Here is a 21,127-nt window from a genome sequence, read left to right on the forward strand (position 1 = left end):
CGTTCTCGCCAGCTCGATGTCACTGGATCGGGTTGACCGGCCAAGGGTCGCCGATTCGACGCCCTCTATTGCAGCCGACCCACGCATGTTTCGACTTGATGTCCGTCAAGCAGGGCTGACTGGGAGGGCGGGCCGATCGTAGACTGCCACGCTTGCCGTGTGACATCGCCGCGCCGTGCAGACGGCAAGGCGGGCGGCCCGGCACGCGGTCCGGGCATGCGGCTGGCATGCTAGCCGATGTTCAGTCCACGGCCGGCAAGAACCTTCAGTTGATCCACGACGAGCGCGAATCCCGATGCCGCCACGGCGACGCCGACGATCCACTGTAGCGGGAGCGCGCTCACCAGGGTGCCGGACAGGGCGAGCGCACAGACGATCGCGACGTCGACGACGGAAGAAGTGAGCAGCCAGAGGCTCGGCATCGAACTCCAGAGATGCCTGCGCGACCGGAGCACGTAGATCATCGCTTGATTGCCGAACGCAATCGCCAGGAAACCTAGCGTCAGGATGGACGAGGGCGCCAGATGGCCCTCGAATGCGCCGAAGGCAATCACGCAAGCCGAAAACGCGAGCTTGCCAAAACCGAAGAGCGTTGCGACAAGAACGATGCGGGGCATGTTCCAGCGCTGCGGGACTTGCGCAGGCTCCGCGCGATCGGTGGTCAGCGACATCGTCAGAAAGTCGTTCGTGACCAGCAGGATGATCATGATCATCGGCGTGATCAATGGTCGGTGCAAGGCGACGAGGCCGTACGTCAACAACAATACGATCTCGATCTTTTTGACGAGCATGTTCAACGTATAGGTGAGCAACCGCCGGGACGCCATCCTCCCTTCGCTGACGGCCGCGACGACTCCAGACAGTCCGGGTTCCGTGAGCACGATCGCCGCGGCGGCCTTCGCCGCATCGCTGGCGTTCGACACGGCTATGCCCACTTGGGCCTGGCGCAATGCGGGCGCATCGTTGACGCCGTCGCCGCACATGCCGACCACGTGACCGGCTCCCTGCAGTTCCTGGACGAGGCGGTACTTGCCCTCGGGCATCACGCGCGCGAATACGTCGAACCGCGACAGCTTCGCTCGATCGAAACCGTCGACGCCCGGGTACGGCGTCGGCCGCAGACCGATGTCGTGCGCGACGGCGGCGGCCGTCGCGGCCGAGTCGCCCGTCACCATGACGGTGCGCACGCCCAGCGCGCGGAGCGACTCGATCAGCGTCGCGGCGTCCGCGCGCGGCGGATCGCTGAGTGCGATGAGTCCGACCAGGCTGCGTCGGCCGCCCGCCGCCTCCACACCGACCGCGATGATGCGCTGTCCGTCGCGCGCGAACGCGTCTGATTTCGTGCGCACGTCGGAACTGCACACCATGATCCGTTCGAGCGCCTGCAACGCGCCCTTTACGACGCGCATCGGTTCTCCGTCGGTGTTTTGCACGAAGGCTTGCGACATCTTCGTGTCGGGGTCGAACGGCACGCGGCGAACCGTTCGGTCCGGACGCGGTTCGCCGCCTCGCATGGCCACCGCGCGAAGGATCGCGGCATCGAGCGGATCGTCTCCGGCCGGTTCGCAAGTGAGTGCCGCGAGGTCCAACAGCTGTTCCGGTGTGTAACCGGGCTGAGGCGCGACTTCGGTGACTTCCGCCGCGTTCCGTGTGAGCGTGCCGGTCTTGTCGGAGCAAAGCACGTCCATGGCCGCGGCCTCGTGAACGGCCGACAGGCGTGTCGGCAACGCACCGCGCCGACTGAGCGAAAGTGCGCTGAGCGCGGCGGACAGGGTAAAGGTCGCGGGCAGCGCCACCGGGACCGTCGCGAGCAGCATCGTGAGCGCGAGGCGGAGCAACTCGCCGGAGGAGAAACCAAGGTGACGGGCATAGCCGAGCGCGACGAGCGCGATGGTGCCGTTGATCATCCCCAGATTCCTGACCGCCGCCAGCACCGCATGCTGTTCGGCGCTCGGAGCATGGGCTATGCGCACCAGTTCGACGGTTCGACCGAAATAGGTCCGCGTGCCCGTTGCCGTGACGATGCCGAGCGCACGACCGCGCTTCACGATCGAACCTGCGTGGACCGTCGATCCGGCGGGGGCGTCCATCAGCGTCGATTCGCCTGTCAACATCGACTGGTCAACGGTCGCGAAGCCGTTCATCACGCGCACGTCTGCCGGGACAACCGCCCCGATCGGCAGCTCGATGACATCGTCCGGTACGAGATCGGCGGCCGGAACGCGGATCCAGCGGCCGTCGCGACGGACCCGGGACGTCGGTTCGAGCTGCTTGCGCAGCACCGATAGCGCGGCTGCCGCACGCTGCTCCTGTATCAGGGACAGTACGACGTTGAATGCGAGCAGAACGATGACCACCGCTGCTTCCATATCCGCACCGATAACGAGCTGGAGGACGATCGAGGCTTCGAGCAACCACGGTACCGGCGCCCAGAGTTTGGACAGGAGCATTCGACCGAATGAAGGCGTCGTTTCCCTGACCGCATTCGCGCCGAATTCGGCCTTGCGCGAGCGTACTTCAGCGCTCGACAGGCCGGGCGGTGCCGCGAGTTCCGGCGAGGAGTGCGCCGTCTGGCGCGCCGGTTCCGCAGGAGCCGTGTTGACGGGAGCTGACATTGTGAAGTAACCGGATGGATAGCGGCACGTGGACGCGAGTGACGAGGGCGGCGCGCCTGGGCCGCGAGTGGTGTTCTCGTTGCTTGCCTGTAATGACGCTACCGCACGCCGATTCGTCGGCGTTGACGCTGGTCAACGGCATCGATGCAGCGTGCGCCGCTTTCTCCGACGCTGCACCGGCGCGGTCGGCATCGGCGCACCGCCGCTCGCTGCACAGGCGCGATTGACACACATCAACCGCGTTTGGCGGAGTGGCAATACAGTTGAATTCAGCGCTTGCGCAATGGTGGTGCGTGACTGCATGCGAAATGCCGCATGCCAGTCGCGATGCGGTCGGCTTGATGCCGAGCGCGATCATGCCGTTCCGTTGCGAGCGGAACTCACGGCCTCGCGAGGCATTGGCGATGAAACGACGGATGTTGATGGTTGGCGTGCTGCTTGCGCTGGGTGCGTGTGCAGGACCGGACCGGCTCGCGACCTTCAGGTCGACGGAGACGCAACTACTTGCGATGCGTCAGGCCGCATCGCTGCAGTGTTCGACCCCGTCCGAATGCGACCGCGCGTGGAGCCGCACGCGGCGCTACGTCCAGGATCATTCGTCAACCCGAATCACGCAATTCAGTGCGGACCGGATCGAAACGGCGCAACCGTATCTGGCTGGAGAAGTCTATCTGTGGGCATCACGCGCGGAATCGGGCGGCGGCTCGGTGATCCGGCTCAAGGCGATGTGCAAGGGCATGTATGACAGCAACGGCGGCCCGGGATGGCAATACGATGTGTGCGCCAGGAAAATCCTTCAAATCGAGCAAGGCTTCCGGTCAGACGAGAAACCGCCGGGCTAGCGACAGATTCCGTCAGCCGTCGGCAATGCTGCGTCTCGCCTCTCGGTCGGCCGGATGCCGGCCAACGGCGCTCGTTTCTTCTCGTACCGGTTTCGCCGCGGCTCCAAACCATTGACCTCGGTCAACGCCTGCTTGCGGCGAGCACCGATGATGGAAGCGAATCCGGACGCCGCCGGCGCGTCGCTTCATCAGCGAGGTTCGCATGTACACGAATATCATGGTCGCCACGGACGGTAGTCCTTCGGCGAATCAGGCGCTCGACGAAGGCCTCAGGATGGCCAGGTTATGCGGCGCCCGGCTGTTTGCCGTGTTCGTCGTCGACAAATCCACGCTGTTCGCCTACGGCGGCCGCATGGAGCCGGAAGCCTTGCTCGACGAGATCCGGCGCCATGGCGCCGCGATCTTGCGAGACGCCGACCGGACGATCTCGCGCGCCGCAGTCAACGGCGAGACGGAAATCATCGAGACCGATCTGGGTCAGGACGTCGCGGAGCGCCTGCAGCGCTACGTCGTCGATCGTTCGATCGATCTGGCCGTGGTCGGCACGCACGGTCGACGCGGTGTCCGGCGGCTGGTGCTCGGCAGCGTCGCCGAACGCTTCCTTCGCGCATCGAGTTGCGCGGTCATGCTCGTGCGCGGCGAGGACACCTCACACGCCACGGTCGCGGCCTAGGGCCAGTGCGCCACCTGTGCAGGTGATCATCATGCAGATATCGTTTCCTTCCGAACATCCGACGTATTGCGACCTCGATTCCGCGCTGAGCTTTCCGGCGCTCGTCGAAGGTCGCCGCGTGCGCTGCGCGATCACCTCGGCCGCGCTGGAAGACCACTTCCGCGCGGCGTCGCCTCGCGAGCAGGATCTCGTCGAGGCCTTTGCGCGACATCGTCCCGCCATCGAGCGCACTGCCCGCTGGCTGCTCGAGGAAATCGGCGGACGGCCGATCCTGCTCCACAGCGGCCATTTCCGGTTCTGTACGTAATCGACCGCCACCCTTGACGCGCATCAAGCGCGTGCCGGGGCGTGCGGGTACGCTGGATTTCGAAAGATCATTCGTCCCATGCGCGGCATGTGGTGTCGGTGTCGCGCCATCCGATCTTCATTGCGGCCGATGCTGTCGGGACGAAAGCGCCGGTCGCATGTCACCGTATGAGGAGTACGAACCATGAGCAACATGACGCGTTACGATCCGTTTTCGATGGAACCCGTGTCCGATCTGTTCCAGGGGCTGTTCAGGCCGCTACGCGGCATGGCACTGGCAGACGAGCCCGATCTTGCGTCGATGAAGATCGACGTCTCCGAAAACGACAAGGCGTATACGGTCAACGCGGAACTGCCCGGCGTCGCAAAGGACGACATCGACGTCCAGGTGACGGGAAATACCGTATCGGTCAACGCGAAGATCGAGCGCAACACCGAACAGAAGAACGGCGAACGCGTGATCCGGCGCGAGCGCTACAGCGGTGCGATCAGCCGCACGTTCTCGCTGCCCGGCGACATCGATGACGCCAGCGCGACGGCGACGTATCAGGATGGCGTGCTGTCGCTGACGCTGCCGAAGAAGGCGCAGGTCGGGCAGAAGAAACTCACGATCAGCTGATCGGACGACGGGCAACGGGCGATGCAGGCACGCATCGCCCATCGGGAGAACCCGGCGCGCGGAGCGATCCGCGCGCTGTTTCGTTGGAACGCAAGCATTTTCCCTCACGCATGCGATGGCGTACTGCCGGGCCGATAGCCGACCGTCTGCGCGAGGATCGGCAGCTCGTCCTCGTTCAGCCGCAGCGCGTCGGCGAGCGTGCGGTGATTGATCCAGCCGCGCACGACCGTTCCGAGGCCGGCCGCCGCGCAATACAGCGAGACGTTCTGTGCGATGGCGCCGGCCGCGATCGCCGAGAACACGTCGCGTTGCTGCGGCGGCATGTCGAGTATCGCCCCCGTCCGGACGACGTAGACGAGATCCAGCGGCGCGCGGCCGACGAAGTCCTGATAGCCCGTGAGGTTGCGCGCATCGACCGCGTGTTTCAGCACCAGCCGATGCGCGGGCGCATCGTAGCGATAGACACCGTACGGCAGCGCGACGTAGATGTCGATTTCATTGAATGCGTGCGCGGACGGCGCGGTACGACCGCCGCTCGCCGGGCGGTTGATGCCGTCCGCTGCCCACAGCATCGTGCCGAGCGTCATCGGCGGGAGCGGTGTGGAGGCGAATTCGCGGGTGCTCATTCGGGTCGCGAGCGCCGCCATCAGCGGCACGTCGTTGTCGAGCATCGGGCGCGGCAGATCGACGATCGCCGGCGAGTCGCCCTCGGGCGACGCCGGCTGCATCACGGGCGCCGGCGAATAGGTCAACAGCTGCTGTTCGGTCATTCGAGTCTCCTTGAAGCGTGATTGCGCGTGCCTGGAACGGCGCGCATCGGCGATTTCACGATAAGACGGCCGGGCCGTAGCGGCTTGACTTCCGTCAAGTGGCGCACCGGCCGGCCGCGATGTGCGGCGCGCGGCATCCGTTGACCTGTATCAGCGATCGGGCGCCGCACATGTGCAAATCTGGCTAGGTGCGGCGGATAGGCACGCCGCGGCTCACAGGAGAGCAGACGATGAAAACCGACAAGCAGTTGAAGCAGGATGTCGAGGACGAACTGGAGTCCGACCCGTCGATCGATTCGACACGCATCGGCGTCGAGGTGACCGACCGGATCGTGACGCTTTCGGGGCACCCGCCGAGCTACGCGGAGAAACTGGCGATCGAGCGCGCGGCGAACCGCGTGGCCGGTGTCAAGGCGCTCGTCGTCGACATGACCGTGCATCTGCCGGACGACGACGTGCGTACCGACGAGGACATCGCGAAAGCGGTGCGCTCGGTGCTGCACTGGACGGTCGGGCTGCATGACGACGCGGTCAAGGTCCAGGTCGAACGCGGCTGGATCACGTTGTCCGGCAGGGTCGACTGGGCGTACCAGAGCCACCTGGCCGTGCGCACGATCTCGCAGATGCGCAGCGTGACGGGCGTGACCGACCACATCGCGGTACAGGGGACGGTCGGTGCGGACGACATCGGCGGGAACATCAAGCGCGCGATCATGCGTCACGCGGAGCGCGAGGCGAAGCACATCGCCATCGACGTGCATGACGGCACCGTGCGGCTGTCCGGCAAGGTCGGCTCGTTTTCCGAGCGCAAGGCCGTGCGCGGTGCCGCGTGGTCGGCGCGAGGCGTGCGTGCCGTCGTCGATGATCTGGTGGTCGAGTAAATCCCGCTGGCGGATGTGCGATTCGCGGCGGGCCAGGAGGGCGGTCGGATGACACTTTCGGGTGAACTTCACGAAGCGGACTGGTCGGTCGCGATCGAGACGGTCGCGGCCGAATCCGGCGGCTTTTGTTGCCGGATCCACGTCACGCTCAAATCGCCGGACGGCGCTTGCGAGCGAACGTTCTCGCACAGCAGGACGCATGCAACCGAGCGCGAAGCCGCGATCGACGCGCTGCGAGCCGGGATGACGTGGATCGAGATGAAGAAGTCGAACACCTTCACGCTCTGAACCGGTGGGCGGGGCAGGTCGACGAAGGCGTCGGTCCCGTCGCGCGATGCGGCGAGCGCCACATCGATTCGCGCCGCAGTCGTCTACCGCGTCTTGTGCGAGACGCGCCGGCGCTGCACGCGCTTTCTCTTGCAGCCACGCGTATGTCGCTCCGGCCGTCGAACATGCCTGGCAACCGCATCGGTCACGGTCGGGAAGAAGCTGGCCTCACCGAACACGTCGAACAGGCCGTAGGCGCGCAGGCGGTCCTTCACCGGCCCCTTCATCTCCGCGAAATTCATCGCAATGCCGCGGTCCCCGAGTTCCTTGTGGAGTGCCACGAGCCGATCCGCGGCGCTGACGTCGATGTCGGTGACGGGCTCGGCGGCGACCACGACTCGCGTGACCGGATCCGCCGCTCGCGCGATCGCCGTGAGCAGATGCTCGCAGAAGATCTCGACGTTCGCATAGAAGAGTGGGGCATCCCAGCGGAACAGCACGAGCCCGGGCGTTTGCACCGCGTCCGGATGCCGCGCGACGTCGTGATAGCCGCGCACGCCCGTCAGCCGGCCCAGCAACGCGTCGTACGGATGCCAGGCTCGCCAGACGAACGACAGCAGCGACAGCGCGCTGGCCAGCAGGATGCCGGGCACGACGCCCATGCCGATCACGCCGGCGAAACACAGCATCGAAATCAGACATTCGCCGCGGCGCATCCGGTATAGCCGCACGACGCTGCGCACGTCGGCGATGCCGAACGCCGCATAGATCACGACAGCGGCCAGCGCCGTGCGCGGGACGAACGTGAGCAGCATCGGCGCGGCAACGAGCAGAATCGCGATGCACGCGGCCGCGACGACATTCGTGACCTGGCTTTGCGCGCCCGCGGCGATCGCGACCGGTGTGCGGGACGCGCTGCTGCTGACCGCGCAGCCCTGCGTCACGCCGGCGAGCAGATTGGCCGCGCCCAGTGCGATCAGCTCCTGGTTGCGGTCCGGCGCATCGCCTGCCCGTGCGGAAAGCGCGCGCGACAGCATGCTGATGTCGGCGAATGACACCAGTGCGACGGCGATCGCGCCGGACGCAAGTGCGCCCACGTCGGCAAGCGAGACGGCCGGCAGGTGCGGGGTGGGCATGCCGGCCGGCAACGCGCCGACCGTGGCGACGCCGTGCAACGACGGCAGGCGAGCGGCGAGCGTTGCCGCCAGCACGGCGATCAATATGCCGGGCCAGCGCGGCGTCACGCGTTTGATCAAGATGATGGTCGCCAGCACCGCGACGCCGAGCAAACCGGCAGCGGTGGAAAAACGACCGTCGACGAAGGCATGCACGATGTGCGGCACGGTGGAAAACACGTCGCTGCCCGACACCGGCATGCTGAACAGTTCGGGCAGCCGCCCGACCACGAGTGCGATGGCGATGCCGTTGAGGTAACCGTACTGGATCGGGCGCGACAGCAGATCGGTGACGAAGCCGAGACCGAGCGCGCCGAGCAGGATGCAGATCGCGCCGGCCGACAGCGCCAGCGCGCCGGAAAGCGCGATCGCGCGCTGCGGATCATGGGCGGCAAGTGGGGCGATGGCACCCGCGATCAGCGCCGCCAGCGCGGAATCCGGGCCGAGAACGAGAATCCGGCTCGGGCCGAGCAGCGCATAGGCGAGCAATGCAGCAATCGACGCGTAGAGGCCCGTGATGGCGGGCAGCCCGGCTGCCTGCGCGTAGCTCATGCCGACCGGCACCAGGACGGCCGAGAGCGCGATCCCCGCGTACAGGTCGCGCGAAAGCCACGCACGACGATAGTGCGCGAGCAGCGCTACACCCGGGAGCATGCGGGTGATCCGTCCGGATAACGCGCGGTTCATCGCGGAAAGGTCGGGACGAAAGGGTTGCCTTGCCCCGACAGCCAGACGTTCATCGGAATGTGGCCGCCCCCGAATAGACGCGTGAAACCGCGCAGCAACAGGGACCGTCGCAGCGGCGACGGAGGCCGAGGCACGACGCCACGACGCCGGGCATCACGCCACCTTGAGCGTGGAAAGCTGCAGCGCCTGGGCGAAGCGGGCCAGTGTGGCGATCGATCCCGTCACGCTTTCGTACCGCTCGCGCCCGATCTGCCCGTCGAGTATCACGAGCATGCCGGCGTCTCGAGCGAGCGCGACGAGTGCCACCGTGTCGAGCGCGGCTGTGTCGGACGTGTCAGATGTGGCGGCCCGCATCTCCGAATCGGAACGATAGTCGGCGTGTGACATGACGTCTCTCCCAGGTTGTTGTGCGATCGGTGTGCCGGTCGGCCGGTATCCGTAGTTTCAGTATCGTTGCCGCGCACCCCCGATTCAATCAGCCGGCCCTGAAGTCGCGGTAGGAAACACGCCCGCGTCGTCGGCGGATTCCTACACTGCGCGGGGCTTCGCAGACGCCTTGCAGCGTGCCGGCGCGCGTTCCCGACGCCGCGCATACCAGCTTCCGATCGCGTGCCAGATCGCCGCGGCGGATTCGCAATACGTGAACAGTTCCAGATCGCGGCGGTCGATCATCCCTTCGTCCGCGAGAAACGCCAGGTCGACCGCGCGGCGCCAGTACGCCTCGCCGACGAGGACGACCGGGAGCGGCGCGATCTTGCGCGTCTGCAGCAGGGTCAGCACCTCGAACAGCTCGTCGAACGTGCCATAGCCGCCAGGGAAGAAGACGGCCGCTTTCGCGCGCTCGAGCAGGTGCAGCTTGCGGATCGCGAAATAGTGAAACCGGAAGCAGAGATCCGGCGTGATGTACGGATTCGGCGCCTGCTCGCGCGGCAGCTCGATATTGAAGCCGATGCTCGGGGCGCCGCGCTCGTAGGCACCGCGGTTGGCGGCTTCCATGATGCCGGGGCCGCCGCCGGTGACGATGGCCAGCCGCGCGGTGCGCGTGCACCGGTCGGCATGGGCGACGATGCGCCCGAACTCGCGCGCGACGCGGTAATACACGCCGTATTCGACGAGCCGGCTGGCAATCATGACGGCGCGCCGCCGGCTCGGGTCGTGCGGGCGCTCCGCGAGCAGGCGATTCGCTTCGTCCAGCCGCGCGTTGGCGACCGACGGCGCGACGATACGCGTGCTGCCATAAATCACGACCGCATGGCCGATCCGCTCGTTCTGCAGGCGCTCCTCGGCCTTCCAGTAATCGAATTGCAGCCGGATACCGCGCATGCCGGAGCCTTCCAGAACGGTCGCATCGTCGTTGGCCCGGGTGCGGTTCGGGATTTTGGCGGTGCGCCGCGCGCGGCGTGAGATGCGCTGGATGCCATCCATGCGGACGACGGCATCGGGCCTCGTACGTAGCCGTTTGCCAGGCGCCTTCGCGATGGTCGCGACGGCGGCGGGACGGCGGCGTGCGTTGCCTTTTGCCATGCCGGCGGGAGCGCGTTTGACGGTGGTCGACATCAACGGAAGCGCCGTGCGACGGTCACTGGCTCAGCACCCATTGCACGAGCCGGTGCGCGTCGTCGGCAGACAGCGGCCCGCCGCGATCGATGGCCGACGGCATCGGCGTGTCGCCCCAATGCATACGACCGCCGACGCGCAGCTTGCTCTCCAGCTCCGCGGCGGCGTGCGGATCGTCGCGGTACCGCTCGGCGATCTCGTGAAACGACGGCCCGAGGAACGTCATGTCCTGCGTATGACAGAACATGCAGTGCTGCGCGTTGACGAGCTCGGTCGGCTCGGGCACGGTCGTCTGCGCGGCGGCCATGCCGGCCATGCCCGTTGTCACGGCGATCGCGCAGAGGGCGGCGCAACGCATGATGCTCATGTTCGTTTCCTCGTCGAGATCAGGAGAAGGAGACCACTTCGTCGAGCGGGCGACGCGGCGAATGCGGCGTATGCGGACCGCGCCCGACGCGCAGCAGCAACTGCGGCTGGCCGCGCAGTCCGAGCATATGGCATAGATGTGCACGCAACCCGGCCGTCTCGATCGGCTGGTTCAGGTACGACGCGGTATAGCCCGCGCGCGTCGCAACGAGCAGGATGCGCTCCAGCGCCTGGCCGGCGGCGAGCCACGCTTCGCGATCGTCGCGCAAGGTCGCGATGCACACGATCAACGGCGATGCGCCGACGAGCTGGTGATGCAGCGCGGCCAGCCCGTTGCCGAGATCGAAGGTCCGTACCGCCATCGTCACGACGGGCGCGGCGAAGTCCAGCAACGTCGGCACGCCTGCCGCGAATGCCGGCATGCCGTCGACGTGCCGGCGGGGATCGATCCAGCTCGCCAGCTCCCGCCTGAAGCGCGGGTCCGCGAACTGCTGACGGTCGGCCTCGGCGACCAGCTCCGCGACGCGTGCGCGATGCGCGATCGAGTCGACGCACGCGACGTCGGCGCCTTCCGCGACACCGGCCGCGATCAACGCTTGCTGGATCTCGTCCGGCACGGCCGTCGATTCGAAAGGGGCGCGCGTCGTGACGCGGTCAGGAATCGCATCGAACAGCGCGCCGAGGGACGCATCGGAATAGCCGTCGTCGCAGATCCGGACCGTCGCAAGGAGATCGGGGTCGACTTCGGAAGGGAACGTGCTGATCGTGTGGGCGAGCCCGGCGTGATCGAGCGCGACACGCAGGTTGAGCAACGCCGCGCCGCAGCTGATGATCAGTTCGCGATCGAACGGATCGACCACGGGCAACGCGCGAACGCGATCCGCGCACAAGGAAATCGTGGCGCCGTTGACCAGGAAGCGCCACGGCTGGGAATTGTGGCTGGACGGAGCCAGCACCGCATAGCCCAGCAACTCCCTCAACTGATGCTCGGGATGGGCGCTTGCGGCAAGCGGGGGAACGGATATCATCGATCATCTCCAGGTTGCCGCGCGGGCGGCGTCACGCCACTTCATCGTGTCAGCAACCGTCCGGCGGCCGTTGACCCACGTCAAGCGCCCTTCATCGGGGCCAACGCAGGCGGTCCCCGACGACTACGCTTGGGAAGCGAAGCGCGCGAAACCGGTCGCGCAGGGAGGCGAGCATGCTTGCGATGATGTTTGACGGCACGACACCGCATTTGCGCGAAGCGCGCGTGCCGGATCCGTCGCCCGCGGCGGGCCAGCTGCTGATCGACGTACATGCATGCGGCGTGTGCCGGACCGATCTGCACGTCGTCGACGGCGAGCTCGCGCACCCGAAGCTGCCGCTGATTCCGGGGCACGAAATCGTCGGAACGGTGCGCCGACTGGGCGAAGGCGTGACGGCCTTCGCCGTGGGCGACCGCGTAGGCGTTCCCTGGCTAGGGTCGACGTGCGGGCATTGCGCGTACTGCACGTCCGGCCGCGAGAACCTGTGCGACAGCCCCGGATTCACCGGCTATACGATCGACGGCGGTTATGCCGAGTGCGCGGTCGCCGATCACCGCTATTGCGTGCATCTGCCGCAACGCTATTCCGATCTGGAGGCGGCGCCGCTCCTGTGCGCCGGCCTGATCGGTTATCGAACCTTGCGCATGGCGGGCGGCGCACGCCGCATCGGCATCTACGGTTTCGGGGCGGCGGCCCATCTCGTCGCGCAGGTCGCGCATTTCGAAGGACGCAAGGTGTTCGCGCTGACGAAGCCCGGCGACATGGCGGCGCAGCAGCTCGCGCTGTCGCTGGGTGCCGCGTGGGCCGGCGGCAGCGACGAAGCGCCGCCGGAGCCGCTCGATGCCGCGCTGATTTTCGCGCCGGTGGGCGCGCTGGTGCCGGCCGCGCTGCGCGCGGTCGACAAAGGCGGGATCGTCGTGTGCGGCGGCATTCACATGAGCGACATCCCGGGCTTTCCGTACGCGTGGCTGTGGGGCGAGCGCCGCATCGCATCGGTGGCCAATCTGACGCGTGCGGACGCAGTCGAATTCATGCGGATCGCCGCCGCGATGCCGCTGCGGGTCGAGGCGGTGCGCTACGCGCTGACGGATGCGAACCGCGCACTCGACGACCTGCGCGGCGGGCGCGTATCGGGCGCCGCCGTGCTGGGTATGCGCGGCTGATCGCCTCGACGGCTTCGCGGCGCGCTCAGATCTGCCGCAGGCCGTCCGAATCGACGATCCGGATCTGCTTCCCTTGCGCTGCGACGAGCCCCTTGTGCTGGAACTTCGACAGCATGCGGCTGACCGTTTCGAGCTTCATGCCGAGATATTCGCCGATTTCGTCGCGCGTCATCCGCAGCACGAATTCCGCGGCCGAGTAGCCGCGCGCCTTGAAGCGCGCGGAAAGATTCAGCAGGAACGCGGCCACCCGCTGCTCGGCACTCATCGTGCCGAGCAGCAGCATCTGGGAGGATTCGCGCACGATCTCGCCGCTCATCATTTGATACACGTGATGCTGCATGGGCCGCACTTCACGGCACATCTGCTCGAGCTGGCCGAACGGGATGATGCAGACCGTGCTGTCCTCGAGCGCGATCGCGTCGCCGTTGTGGTGCCCGGTGTGCACGCCATCGAGCCCGAGCGATTCGCCGACGATCTGGAAGCCGGTGATCTGCTCGTCGCCGTCGCGATGCATCACGATGGTCTTGAACGATCCGGTTCTCACTGCATAAATGCTGTTGAATGCGTCGCCCGCGCGGAACAGCGTTTCGCCGCGCCTGACGTGGCGCGTCGTGCAGATCATCGCGTCGACGCGCACGAAATCGTCGGGCGAAAGATCGGGCGGCAGGCAGACGGTACGCAATGCACACGTCGAACAACGGGACGCGGCGCGCTTGGGCTGATCCGTCGGTTCGACGGCGTGCAGCGGGATGAACGGGCGTAACGGCATGGCCGTCGAGACTTCGGCACTGCTCTGCATGATCGGCTCCAGTTCGGGGGCAGCGGCGGCTCGCCGTCGGGCGGGGTGCGCTGACCGTTGTACCGGCGGCCTTGGTCTCTGCCGCCTTCCTGTCGGGAAAACCCCACCGGACGCGCCGGGAGACCGATATGCCGGTCTCGTCGATGATGCGGCCTTGGCTCCGGGAGGCACGTTTGTTCGCTTTTCTTGATGTGCAGTATGGATGTTGCGCAACGTCAAGAAAATCAGCCGGAATTGAAGTTGGCGTAGGTGAGTTGGAAGTCTTGTAGGGGGGTTCCTACAAAGGCGCGGCAACTTGTCGCGAGCGTCGCCGCGCCCGCATGGCCGTCGTCAGCAATACTTTCGGGGCATCAAGACCGGGGCGCGGCCATGCCGGATGCCGCCGTCAGAGGTCGTCCGGGTCCTCGAACAGCTTGTGGCGCATCGCGTAGCGCACGAGTGCCGTGTCGTTCGGCATCTGCATCTTCTCGAGGATCCGCGTCTTGTACGTGCTGACGGTCTTGACGCTGACGCAGAGCGCCTGCGCGATTTCGGAAATCGACTCGCCGGTGGTGACGCGCCGGAAGACGTCGAACTCGCGGTCGGACAGGCGCTGGTGCGGCAGGAGATCGGTCGGCTCGTTCAGACTCTGCGCGAACTGCTCGGCCATGGTCAGGCTGACGTAGACGCCGCCGGCCGCGATCTTGCTCAATGCAGCGACCAGTTCGGCGCTGGCACTTTCCTTGGTCATGTAGCCCGAGGCGCCCGCCCGGAACGCACGCACCGCATATTGCTGTTCGGCATGCATCGTCAGCACGAGGATATGCAATCCCGGCTTCTCGTCCTTGACCTGCTTGATGAGTTCGACACCGTTGCGGCCGGGCATCGACAGGTCGAGCACCAGCACGTCGGCGTCCGTGTCGCGCATGAGCGCGATCGTCGAGGCACCGTCGTGCGCTTCCCCGACGACCTCGAAACCGCTCGCGCTCCGCAGGATGTGTCGAAGACCCTCCCTGACGAGTGCGTGGTCGTCGGCGATGAGTACCCTGATCATGACAGCACATCTCCTTGCTGGATGGCGTGAAGCGGCAGCGCCACGGTGATCGTGAATCCCGCGCCCGGCCGGTTGTCGATCGTCACCGTCCCGTCGAGCATGTGCGCGCGCTCGCGGATGCCGATCAGGCCGAACGACGGGCGTTCCTGCGCATCGCGGGTGTGCTCCGGTGCGCCGTGACCGTTGTCCGCGATGCGCAGCATGCAATATCCGTCTTCCACTTTCAATGCCAGCTTCACGTGCGTCGCGTCCGCGTGCCGAGCGACGTTGGTCAGCGCCTCCTGCACGATGCGGAACAGCGTGGTCGAGCCGATGCCGGTGAACGCGGTGTCGACGGGCGCGATGTCCCGGTCGACCGTGATCCGGTAGCGGCGCGTGAAATCGTTTGCAAGCCATTCGATCGCCGGGACGAGGCCCAGGTCGTCGAGCATCACCGGCCGCAGATCGGCCGCGATGCGCCGGACGGACGCAACGATCGAATCGATCAGGCGATGCATGCCGCCCAACTGCTCGCGCACACCGGTATTGGGGGCGACAACACCACCGAGCCCCAGCTCGACGGCCGAGAGATCCATCTTGAGCGCGGTGAGTTGCTGGCCGAGGTCGTCGTGCAACTCGCGGGCGATGCGCGTCTTCTCTTCCTCGCGCACGTTCTGCAGGTTGGCGGACAGGTCGCGCAGTTCCTCGCGTGACTGCTTGAGGGCATTTTCCGCGCGCATGCGCTCGGTCACGTCGCGCAGCATGACCGTGTATAGCTTGCCGGTGCCGTCGCGAATCTGCGAGATCGACGCCTCGATCGGAAACTCGGTGCCGTCGGCGCGCAAGCCGAACAGCACGCGCTGCCGCCCCATCTGGCGCTCCGACACGCCCGTCACGCCGAATTGCTCGACGTGTCGCGCATGCGCGGCGCGGAAGCGCTCGGGGATGAAGCGGGACAGCGGCGCACCGACCGCCTCCATCGCGGAGACGCCGAACACGCGTTCGGCGGCCGGGTTGAAGATCACGATCGTCTGGCTTTCGTCGACGGTGATGATGGCCTCCATCGACGACCGGATGATGCCCATCATCCGCGCCTCGGTGGGTTGGCTGTCGCCGGCGGGTAGAGCGGCGAGCCCTCGCTTCGCGACGACCTGCTGCACGAGCGCGGCCAGCGTCAGCGAGAGCGCGGTGCCGGCCAGCAGGACGGCCATCATGAAGCCGGACGTATCGGCGCGCGGCGCGCTGTAGCGCAGCGAGAGCGGCGTGCCGCCGAACGTCAGCGAATCGGTTCGCTGGAGCATGTCGCGTGCGGCAGTCGAGTCGCCGACGCCGACGGCGACGCCTCCGGAGTACACCGGCGCGGCCGGATTGTCGGCCGTGATTTCCAGGTGCAAGCGGTCGAGAACGGACGAATCGACGAGGCGATCCGGATTCAGCGCCGCAAAAACGTACCCGGTGGCCGTCGCGTGCTGCGGCCCGGACGAAGCGATATCTTGAGCGCTCCCATAAATCGGCAGGTACAGCGTCAGGTCCGTCCGGGCAATCATTGAATCAGTGCTGTCCTGGATCGCGTTCGCGGCGAGCGCGACCCTGCCGGTTTCCGCCGTGCGCTGCAGCGCCTGCCGGGTCGCCTGATTGTCCTCCGCCGCGCTCGGCTCGATTCTCCCGAGGCTGCGGACGGGCGACTGCAATCCGTCCAGATTCAGACTGGCGAGATAGCGGCGCCACGCAGCCCCGGATTGCGGCGCGGGCAGGGTTGACGCAAAGCCGCGCGCGCTGCGCAATACGGCAGCCGCGCCGAGGAGGGTGCGCCGAAGGTCGGCCGTCGCGAGTATCGCGGTTTGCTCGAACCTCGCCTGGGCGACGTGCCGTGCCCCGTTCTGCAGTGCCCGGGACGCCGCAAACGTTGCAGTCAGGCCAAGCGCCAGCGTCAGCAGCGCGGCCATGGCTGCATATCGCGCGGGCCGGATCCGGCGCGACGCCGGCCCGGCCCTGAATGGGGGCGAATTCGTTGTCATTGCCGTTGATCCTGACCGACTTCGTCGGTGGCTGGCTGGCGGCGGGCCGGACGCGAGGCACGAACAGCGTGGCGGGCCGCAACTGCGATATCGCCCCGGATTGTGCGCGTTTTCCTGACGTTCGCCAATCGGGACCGATTCGTACGGGCGGCACCGTGCGTGCTTGACCCGTGTCAACGGAAAGGCGCCCGCCGGGATCAGACTGGTTTCACGAACCGGTCGAATCCGGACGACGGCAGGGAGGCACCATGTACCAAAGGATCTTTGTGGCACTCGACGGCAGCCGCAGTGCGCGGCTCGCGCTCGACGAGGCGATTTCGCTCGCCCGCGATTCGGGCAGCCTGGTCATCGCCATGTGCGTGGTATCGGATGCGCCACGGCTGGCCGACGTCGATAGCGGCTATATCGACCAGCGCGACCCGGCCGGACTGGACGCGGACAGGGCCGCTGTCGCGGTCTCGGACGCGGAAACCGCGTTCCAGCTGTCCGGCGTGCGTGGCATCGCGCAAACGATCGACGCGTGCGGAGAGGACATCTCGGACGTGCTGGCGCGAGCCGCCGCCGAATGCGATGCGGATCTGATCGTGATGGGCACGCATGGCCGGCGCGGCGTGCGCCGTGCGTTGCTCGGCAGCGTCGCCGAATCGCTGGTGCGAATCGCAAATCGGCCGGTGCTGGTCGTACGGGAGGGGCCGGGCGCCTGCGCCAGCATGTTGTGACGGTCGGAGCAGGAAACGGGGGTAGCCGCGAGTGGCTGCCCCCGTTTTGGTTCGCTCAGTGAGACAGCAGGACCGGCACCGTCATCGTCTCGAGGATCGTGCGCGTCGCGCCGCCCAGCACGCGTTCGTGCATGCGGGCATGGCTGTACAGGCCCATCACCAGCAGATCCGCGTGCAGGTCGGTCGCCCGGTTCAGCAGCGTCGCACCCACGCTCACCGACCGTTCGCGCGGCGTGGTCGAGAACGAGGCGCGAATGCCGTGCCGTTCGAGATACGCGGCGACGTCGACACCCGCCGGCGTCTTGTCCGGATCGGGCTGCCCGCGGGCGACCGTCTCGACGTTGACGAAGCGCGCGCGGGTGAGCAGCGGCAGTGCGTCGGCCATCGCGCGCGCGGCCTCGCGCCCGCCGTCCCAGCCGATCAGCACGTTCTCGCCGAGCGTGCGCACGTCGCCCGCGTAGGGCACGACGAGCGCCGGGCGCCCGCTGCCCATCACGACGTCCTCGACGAAATGCCGTGCGACGTAGGTCAGGCGGTCGTCGGGGTTCTCCTGGCCGAGCACCAGCAGATCGGCGTGGCGCGCATGCAGGACCGCGGCCTCGGTGACGTTGCCGGTCGGCGCTTGCCATTCGACGCTGCGCCCGGCGCGTTCGGCTGCGATCAGGAACCTTTCTTCCGCGTCCTTGCGCCGCTGGTCGCACAGGCGTTCGTAGACCGCCAGCTTCAGCGGTTCGTCGGGCCGTCGCAACGGCTCGAAGAGGTCCTGGCAAACCACGTAGAGGCCGATCAGATGGGCGTTCCAGCGTCCCGCGAGTTCGAGGGCGAGGTCGACGCGCGTCGCACAGCGCTCGCTGTCGTCGAGATGAACGAGCAGGGTCTTGTAGCTCATGACGGCTCCTTTTCGGTTGATGCCGCGGTGGTCTCGGCGGACGCCTTCGCCGCGCTGCTCGCCGGAATCATCAGGACCGGGCACCTGGCCTGACGCAGCACGCGCTCGGCCACGCTGCCGAGGAAGAGGCGCTGGAAACCGCGCCGGCCGTGCGTGCCCATCACGATCAGGTCGGCGTTGATCTCGCCGGCGAGACCGACGATGTGTTGCGCGACGTCTTCACCCGCCGGCGCGACATTGGAGATCCGCGGCGTGCCGGCCACGTCGCGCGCTTTCATGCGTTTCGCCGCGTCTTCCGTGACGCGCAGCCCTTCCTCGCGGAACGCATCGATCAGGATCGACGGGTCGTATCCGTACGTGTCGTAGGCCGGCACCAGGAAATCGACGACATAGACGGGGGTCAGCCGTGCACCCGTCTCCGACGCGAGGTTCAGCGCGGCGTCGAGTGCGCGGGACGACGTATCACTGCCGTCGAGCGCAACCAGAATGTTCGAGTACATGACGTGTCCCCTGAACGGATGTTGATGCAATCATCATCGGCGCGCGCACGCCGATCGCGCTGATCTGGATCAACCGTCGCGGTTGCCGCGCAGCACGCGCACCGCGGCGCGCGCCGCGACCCACGCTTCGTTGGTCGGCTCGACGACCACGGTGACCGCGCTCGACGCGGACGACACGACATGCGCGTGGGCGGCATTCGCGCGCGCGTCGAGCGCGATGCCGAGCCACCCGAGCGACGCGCAGATCCGCTCGCGCAGTTCCGCCGAGTGTTCGCCGATGCCGGCGGTGAAGACCAGCATGTCGAGGCCGCCCAGCAGCGCGGTCAGCGCGCCGGTTTCACGCACGATGCGATGGACGTACAGCGCCAGCGCGTCGCGGGCCGGCTCGTCGCCGGCCGCTTCGCAAGCGAGCAGCACGCGCGGATCGCCGGATGCCCCCGACACGCCCTTGAGCCCCGACTCGTGATACAGCAGGTGTCCCAGTGCGTCGCCGGACAGCTTGCCGACCTCGAGCAGGTGGAGGACGACGCCAGGGTCGAGCGTCCCGCAGCGGGTGCTCATCATCAATCCGTCGAGCGCGGAGAAGCCCATGGTCGTCGCGACGCTGCGGCAGTCGCGCAGCGCGCACAGGCTCGCGCCGCTGCCGAGATGGGCGGCGATCACGCGGCCATGCGCACGTGCGCCGAACGATTCGGCGAGCGCGATGGACAGGTATTCGTACGACAGCCCATGGAATCCGTAGCGGCGCACGCCCTGGTCGAACCACGCATGCGGCAACGGCAGCAGCTGCTCGACGCGCGGCAGCGTGCGATGAAACGCGGTGTCGAACACGGCGATCTGCGGGACATCCGGAAACGCGTCGCGCAGCGCGTCGATCGCATCCAGGCTGTGCGGCTGATGCAAGGGTGCCAGCGGCGTCAGCGTGCGCAGCGCGTCCAGCGCTTCACCGTCGATGACCATCGGCTCCACGTATCGCGCGCCGCCGTGTACGACGCGATGTGCGATCGCGCCCAGCGTGATGTGCGGCAACCGTACGCGAATCCACATCGCGATCTGCGCGAGCACGGCGCGGTAGGGATCGCCCCCGACGAGCGGCAGCGAACCGTCCGAATCGGCATCGAACCGGATCGACACGCTGTTGCCGGCCGCGACCGCTTCGCCGCCGTGCAACGGCTGCCGCACGGGATCGCCGTGCGGCGGATACGCGAAGATCGAGAACTTGACGCTCGACGAACCGGCATTCACGACGAGCAGTGCGAGCGTACGCATCGGCCGGCTCAGTGCGACATCAGCACTGGCAGCGTCATCGACGCCAGCACCGTGCGCGTGGCGCCGCCCATCACCAGCTCGCGCCAGCGCGGATGGCCGTAGGCGCCCATCACGAGCAGGTCGGAACCCGTTTCATAAGCGCGCGACAGCAACGTGTCGCCGATCGCCGAGCCGGCGCCGGCATCGATATCGAGCACGTTCACGTCGCGTGCATGGCGCGCCAGCATCAGCGCGGCGTCGGCGGCCGGAATACGCGTGGTTGCCGCTTCCGAATTGCCGTCGATCACGGCGGCGACCGTCGTGCGCTTCGCGTGCTCGAGAAAGGGAATCGCGTCCTGCGCGGCGCGGACCGCTTCCCGGCTGCCGTCCCACGCGACGAACACCCGTTCGCCGATCGACGGGAATTCGCCGGTGTAAGGCACGAACAGCACCGGGCGACCGGCGGACAACACGAGGTTTTCAGGAAACTGGTCGTCGATGAAGGTCTCGGGATCGTTCGGGTCGCTCTGGCCCGCGATTACGAGGTCGGCCAGGCGTGCGGCGCGCGGCACGGCCAGGTTCGCGCGATCGTCGGCACGCACCCAAGTGGCCTGCACTTTCGCGCGGGCCGTCTCCGCATGGAACAGGCGTTCCAGCGCGGCGAGCCGTTCGTCGCGTTGTTCGCGGTGTTCACGGAAGTAATCGGCGGACCCGGCCATCACGTAGAACGAATGCGGTTCCGGTGTGTAGACCGCGTACAGGCCGGTCAGATGCGCACCGAATCGCCGGGCGAGACGCAACGCGAGCTCGAGCCGCGAATGCGCGCGGGCGCTCGAATCGAGGTGCACGACTATGCTCTTGTAGCTCATCGGGATCGCTCCATCGACGGGGGAACCGCCAGTGCAATCCAGTCTACGGAGCAGGGTTTCCGCGTACTTGACTCAGATCAACGGCCCCCTTGCGCGATGCCCGCACAGTGAAGCGGTCGCGATG

General features: G+C 67.1%; 22 protein-coding genes. 8 read left to right on the top strand and 14 right to left on the bottom strand.

Going from position 1 to position 21,127, the window contains the following annotated elements; genetic code table 11:
- Positions 1 to 230 precede the first annotated feature (230 nt).
- Entirely contained in the window at positions 231 to 2,615 is a 2,385-nt protein-coding gene (locus ACT2FV_RS13185; protein ID WP_444504057.1) for an HAD-IC family P-type ATPase, read from the bottom strand.
- 308 nt (positions 2,616 to 2,923) lie between these two features.
- Here ACT2FV_RS13185 and ACT2FV_RS13190 point away from each other — a divergent pair, with 308 nt between their 5' ends.
- The 4 genes from ACT2FV_RS13190 to ACT2FV_RS13205 all read left to right on the top strand — a co-directional run bounded on the left by ACT2FV_RS13190 (position 2,924) and on the right by ACT2FV_RS13205 (position 5,055).
- Positions 2,924 to 3,457 (top strand): hypothetical protein, encoded by a 534-nt coding sequence (locus ACT2FV_RS13190; RefSeq protein WP_444504058.1) that lies wholly within the window; start codon positions 2,924 to 2,926, stop codon positions 3,455 to 3,457.
- 202 nt (positions 3,458 to 3,659) lie between these two features.
- A complete protein-coding gene (locus tag ACT2FV_RS13195; RefSeq protein ID WP_059602627.1) occupies positions 3,660 to 4,130 on the top strand; it encodes a universal stress protein in 471 nt (156 codons plus the stop codon).
- A gap of 31 nt (positions 4,131 to 4,161) precedes the next feature.
- Complete coding sequence (locus ACT2FV_RS13200) at positions 4,162 to 4,437, top strand: DUF1488 family protein (RefSeq protein WP_059602631.1); 276 nt, start codon at positions 4,162 to 4,164, stop codon at positions 4,435 to 4,437.
- A 183-nt stretch (positions 4,438 to 4,620) separates the two neighbouring features.
- The gene (locus tag ACT2FV_RS13205) at positions 4,621 to 5,055 is read left to right on the top strand and encodes an Hsp20/alpha crystallin family protein (RefSeq protein ID WP_151048000.1); all 435 of its coding nucleotides are present in this window, start codon (positions 4,621 to 4,623) and stop codon (positions 5,053 to 5,055) included.
- Positions 5,056 to 5,159: 104 nt separating this feature from the next.
- Here ACT2FV_RS13205 and ACT2FV_RS13210 read toward each other — a convergent pair whose 3' ends face one another.
- Positions 5,160 to 5,825, bottom strand: coding sequence for a nitroreductase family protein (locus ACT2FV_RS13210; RefSeq protein ID WP_124625330.1), 666 nt, complete (start codon positions 5,823 to 5,825; stop codon positions 5,160 to 5,162).
- Positions 5,826 to 6,055: 230 nt separating this feature from the next.
- Here ACT2FV_RS13210 and ACT2FV_RS13215 point away from each other — a divergent pair, with 230 nt between their 5' ends.
- Together ACT2FV_RS13215 and ACT2FV_RS13220 are read left to right on the top strand one after the other, a co-directional pair.
- Complete coding sequence (locus ACT2FV_RS13215; protein WP_124901609.1) at positions 6,056 to 6,706, top strand: BON domain-containing protein; 651 nt, start codon at positions 6,056 to 6,058, stop codon at positions 6,704 to 6,706.
- Between the two features lie 48 nt (positions 6,707 to 6,754).
- Positions 6,755 to 6,994: a hypothetical protein gene (locus ACT2FV_RS13220; protein WP_174907459.1), complete on the top strand. Its 240-nt coding sequence runs from the start codon at positions 6,755 to 6,757 to the stop codon at positions 6,992 to 6,994.
- An 83-nt stretch (positions 6,995 to 7,077) separates the two neighbouring features.
- Here the strand turns inward: ACT2FV_RS13220 and ACT2FV_RS13225 are convergent, their stop codons facing one another.
- From ACT2FV_RS13225 to ACT2FV_RS13245, 5 genes are all read right to left on the bottom strand, one after another.
- Complete coding sequence (locus ACT2FV_RS13225) at positions 7,078 to 8,835, bottom strand: SulP family inorganic anion transporter (protein ID WP_444504059.1); 1,758 nt, start codon at positions 8,833 to 8,835, stop codon at positions 7,078 to 7,080.
- 153 nt (positions 8,836 to 8,988) lie between these two features.
- A complete protein-coding gene (locus tag ACT2FV_RS13230) occupies positions 8,989 to 9,189 on the bottom strand; it encodes a hypothetical protein (protein WP_226117513.1) in 201 nt (66 codons plus the stop codon).
- A gap of 174 nt (positions 9,190 to 9,363) precedes the next feature.
- Positions 9,364 to 10,392: an LOG family protein gene (locus ACT2FV_RS13235; protein WP_444504060.1), complete on the bottom strand. Its 1,029-nt coding sequence runs from the start codon at positions 10,390 to 10,392 to the stop codon at positions 9,364 to 9,366.
- 22 nt (positions 10,393 to 10,414) lie between these two features.
- Positions 10,415 to 10,759, bottom strand: a complete 345-nt coding sequence (locus ACT2FV_RS13240) for a c-type cytochrome (protein WP_059602656.1) — start codon at positions 10,757 to 10,759, stop codon at positions 10,415 to 10,417.
- 19 nt (positions 10,760 to 10,778) lie between these two features.
- Positions 10,779 to 11,786, bottom strand: a complete 1,008-nt coding sequence (locus ACT2FV_RS13245) for an Acg family FMN-binding oxidoreductase (protein WP_444504061.1) — start codon at positions 11,784 to 11,786, stop codon at positions 10,779 to 10,781.
- Between the two features lie 173 nt (positions 11,787 to 11,959).
- Between ACT2FV_RS13245 and ACT2FV_RS13250 the strand changes: the two genes are divergently transcribed.
- Positions 11,960 to 12,949: a zinc-dependent alcohol dehydrogenase family protein gene (locus tag ACT2FV_RS13250; RefSeq protein ID WP_124901614.1), complete on the top strand. Its 990-nt coding sequence runs from the start codon at positions 11,960 to 11,962 to the stop codon at positions 12,947 to 12,949.
- A gap of 25 nt (positions 12,950 to 12,974) precedes the next feature.
- Here the strand turns inward: ACT2FV_RS13250 and fnr are convergent, their stop codons facing one another.
- From fnr to ACT2FV_RS13265, 3 genes are all read right to left on the bottom strand, one after another.
- Positions 12,975 to 13,748 carry a fumarate/nitrate reduction transcriptional regulator Fnr gene (gene fnr, locus ACT2FV_RS13255; protein WP_444504062.1) on the bottom strand — a complete coding sequence of 258 codons (774 nt, stop codon included), beginning with the start codon at positions 13,746 to 13,748 and terminating at the stop codon, positions 12,975 to 12,977.
- Between the two features lie 385 nt (positions 13,749 to 14,133).
- On the bottom strand, positions 14,134 to 14,781 hold the full coding sequence (locus ACT2FV_RS13260; protein WP_444504063.1) for a response regulator: 648 nt from the start codon (positions 14,779 to 14,781) through the stop codon (positions 14,134 to 14,136).
- Complete coding sequence (locus ACT2FV_RS13265) at positions 14,778 to 16,778, bottom strand: PAS domain-containing sensor histidine kinase (protein ID WP_444504064.1); 2,001 nt, start codon at positions 16,776 to 16,778, stop codon at positions 14,778 to 14,780. The genes ACT2FV_RS13260 and ACT2FV_RS13265 overlap by 4 nt, the downstream gene beginning before the upstream one ends.
- Before the next feature lie 248 nt (positions 16,779 to 17,026).
- Between ACT2FV_RS13265 and ACT2FV_RS13270 the strand changes: the two genes are divergently transcribed.
- Positions 17,027 to 17,497: a universal stress protein gene (locus ACT2FV_RS13270; protein WP_151048017.1), complete on the top strand. Its 471-nt coding sequence runs from the start codon at positions 17,027 to 17,029 to the stop codon at positions 17,495 to 17,497.
- Positions 17,498 to 17,552: 55 nt separating this feature from the next.
- On the opposite strand, the gene ACT2FV_RS13275 is transcribed toward ACT2FV_RS13270, so the two are convergent.
- From ACT2FV_RS13275 to ACT2FV_RS13290, 4 genes are all read right to left on the bottom strand, one after another.
- Complete coding sequence (locus tag ACT2FV_RS13275) at positions 17,553 to 18,386, bottom strand: universal stress protein (RefSeq protein ID WP_124901618.1); 834 nt, start codon at positions 18,384 to 18,386, stop codon at positions 17,553 to 17,555.
- Positions 18,383 to 18,886 (bottom strand): universal stress protein, encoded by a 504-nt coding sequence (locus ACT2FV_RS13280; RefSeq protein WP_124901619.1) that lies wholly within the window; start codon positions 18,884 to 18,886, stop codon positions 18,383 to 18,385. The genes ACT2FV_RS13275 and ACT2FV_RS13280 overlap by 4 nt, the downstream gene beginning before the upstream one ends.
- Positions 18,887 to 18,955: 69 nt before the next feature.
- Positions 18,956 to 20,155, bottom strand: a complete 1,200-nt coding sequence (locus tag ACT2FV_RS13285; RefSeq protein WP_124901620.1) for an acetate/propionate family kinase — start codon at positions 20,153 to 20,155, stop codon at positions 18,956 to 18,958.
- An 8-nt stretch (positions 20,156 to 20,163) separates the two neighbouring features.
- Positions 20,164 to 21,003, bottom strand: coding sequence for a universal stress protein (locus ACT2FV_RS13290; RefSeq protein ID WP_444504065.1), 840 nt, complete (start codon positions 21,001 to 21,003; stop codon positions 20,164 to 20,166).
- Between the last annotated feature and the right edge of the window lie 124 nt (positions 21,004 to 21,127).

Source organism: Burkholderia sp. PR2, assembly GCF_052372875.1.
In the GTDB taxonomy this organism is placed as follows: Bacteria; Pseudomonadota; Gammaproteobacteria; order Burkholderiales; family Burkholderiaceae; genus Burkholderia; species Burkholderia diffusa.

Coding starts and splice junctions, on each gene's coding strand:
- ACT2FV_RS13185 (WP_444504057.1), bottom strand. CDS start 2,615: ATGTCAGCTCCCGTCAACACGGCTCCTGCGGAACCGGCGCGCCAGACG.
- ACT2FV_RS13190 (WP_444504058.1), top strand. CDS start 2,924: ATGCCGCATGCCAGTCGCGATGCGGTCGGCTTGATGCCGAGCGCGATC.
- ACT2FV_RS13195 (WP_059602627.1), top strand. CDS start 3,660: ATGTACACGAATATCATGGTCGCCACGGACGGTAGTCCTTCGGCGAAT.
- ACT2FV_RS13200 (WP_059602631.1), top strand. CDS start 4,162: ATGCAGATATCGTTTCCTTCCGAACATCCGACGTATTGCGACCTCGAT.
- ACT2FV_RS13205 (WP_151048000.1), top strand. CDS start 4,621: ATGAGCAACATGACGCGTTACGATCCGTTTTCGATGGAACCCGTGTCC.
- ACT2FV_RS13210 (WP_124625330.1), bottom strand. CDS start 5,825: ATGACCGAACAGCAGCTGTTGACCTATTCGCCGGCGCCCGTGATGCAG.
- ACT2FV_RS13215 (WP_124901609.1), top strand. CDS start 6,056: ATGAAAACCGACAAGCAGTTGAAGCAGGATGTCGAGGACGAACTGGAG.
- ACT2FV_RS13220 (WP_174907459.1), top strand. CDS start 6,755: ATGACACTTTCGGGTGAACTTCACGAAGCGGACTGGTCGGTCGCGATC.
- ACT2FV_RS13225 (WP_444504059.1), bottom strand. CDS start 8,835: ATGAACCGCGCGTTATCCGGACGGATCACCCGCATGCTCCCGGGTGTA.
- ACT2FV_RS13230 (WP_226117513.1), bottom strand. CDS start 9,189: ATGCGGGCCGCCACATCTGACACGTCCGACACAGCCGCGCTCGACACG.
- ACT2FV_RS13235 (WP_444504060.1), bottom strand. CDS start 10,392: ATGTCGACCACCGTCAAACGCGCTCCCGCCGGCATGGCAAAAGGCAAC.
- ACT2FV_RS13240 (WP_059602656.1), bottom strand. CDS start 10,759: ATGAGCATCATGCGTTGCGCCGCCCTCTGCGCGATCGCCGTGACAACG.
- ACT2FV_RS13245 (WP_444504061.1), bottom strand. CDS start 11,786: ATGATATCCGTTCCCCCGCTTGCCGCAAGCGCCCATCCCGAGCATCAG.
- ACT2FV_RS13250 (WP_124901614.1), top strand. CDS start 11,960: ATGCTTGCGATGATGTTTGACGGCACGACACCGCATTTGCGCGAAGCG.
- fnr (WP_444504062.1), bottom strand. CDS start 13,748: ATGCAGAGCAGTGCCGAAGTCTCGACGGCCATGCCGTTACGCCCGTTC.
- ACT2FV_RS13260 (WP_444504063.1), bottom strand. CDS start 14,781: ATGATCAGGGTACTCATCGCCGACGACCACGCACTCGTCAGGGAGGGT.
- ACT2FV_RS13265 (WP_444504064.1), bottom strand. CDS start 16,778: ATGACAACGAATTCGCCCCCATTCAGGGCCGGGCCGGCGTCGCGCCGG.
- ACT2FV_RS13270 (WP_151048017.1), top strand. CDS start 17,027: ATGTACCAAAGGATCTTTGTGGCACTCGACGGCAGCCGCAGTGCGCGG.
- ACT2FV_RS13275 (WP_124901618.1), bottom strand. CDS start 18,386: ATGAGCTACAAGACCCTGCTCGTTCATCTCGACGACAGCGAGCGCTGT.
- ACT2FV_RS13280 (WP_124901619.1), bottom strand. CDS start 18,886: ATGTACTCGAACATTCTGGTTGCGCTCGACGGCAGTGATACGTCGTCC.
- ACT2FV_RS13285 (WP_124901620.1), bottom strand. CDS start 20,155: ATGCGTACGCTCGCACTGCTCGTCGTGAATGCCGGTTCGTCGAGCGTC.
- ACT2FV_RS13290 (WP_444504065.1), bottom strand. CDS start 21,003: ATGAGCTACAAGAGCATAGTCGTGCACCTCGATTCGAGCGCCCGCGCG.